Source organism: Paractinoplanes rhizophilus (assembly GCF_042664765.1).
GTDB lineage: Bacteria > Actinomycetota > Actinomycetes > Mycobacteriales > Micromonosporaceae > Actinoplanes > Actinoplanes rhizophilus.
This window is the reverse complement of the sequence record NZ_JBHTBJ010000126.1, coordinates 1-893: the sequence shown is the minus strand read 5'-3', so window position 1 is coordinate 893 and position 893 is coordinate 1. Positions and strand designations below refer to the sequence as shown.

The 893-nt window shown below is 67.9% G+C and carries 1 protein-coding gene; it reads left to right on the top strand.

From position 1 onward, the window contains the following. Positions 1-237 precede the first annotated feature (237 nt). The coding region (locus tag ACFQS1_RS40520) for an IS256 family transposase (RefSeq protein ID WP_417629344.1) at positions 238-893 on the top strand (656 nt) is incomplete at its 3' end.

Here is an 893-nt window from a genome sequence, read left to right as displayed (position 1 = left end):
GGGCGTGTCGGTAGGTCTGTGTAACGGATGAGTGGATTATCCGTTTTCCGCCAGATATGACCTGATGGGGCAGACAGGATCACGATCATGACACTGACCGATGAGTTTGAGCACGTCGCCTTGGGCAACGAGGAAGATGAGCCGGTGGTCACGCCGCGGCTGCCGCTGTCCGACGGCGTGCCGGGCGCGGCAGCGCCGGCGGTGAAGGCGCTGCTGGACGAGCAGTTGCTCGACCAGATGGTTGCCCAGGTCCGGGCCGACGGCGGCCGGCTGACCGGGCCGGGCAGTTTCCTGTCCGAGATGTGCAAGGCCGTCCTCGAGCGCGGGCTGCAGGCCGAGCTCGGCGCGCACCTCGGGTACGGCAAGCACGATCCGGCGGGCAAGGGCTCGGGGAACTCGCGTAACGGCAGCACCCCGAAGACGGTGCAGACCGAGATCGGGCCGATCCCCCTCGACGTGCCACGGGACCGGTCCGGCACGTTCACCCCGCTGCTGGTGCCCAAGGGCGAGCGGCGCCTGGGTGGGCTCTCGGACGTGATCATCAGCCTCTACGCGGGTGGGATGACGGTGCGTGACATCTGCCACCACCTGCAGCGTGTCTACGGCACCGAGATCTCACCCGACACGGTCTCGGTGGTCACCGACGCGGTGCTGGACGAGGTGAAGGCGTGGCAGACCCGGCCGCTGGACGCCGTGTATCCGATCGTCTACATCGACGCGCTGGTCGTGAAGGTCCGCGACGGCGCCCACGTGCGTAACAAGGCCGCCCATCTGGTCGTCGGGGTCGATTGCGACGGCGTCAAGCACGTGCTGGGGATCTGGCTGCAGAACAGCGAGGGCGCCAAGTTCTGGCTGAGCGTGCTGACCGAGCTGCGCAACCGCGGCGTGCGCGA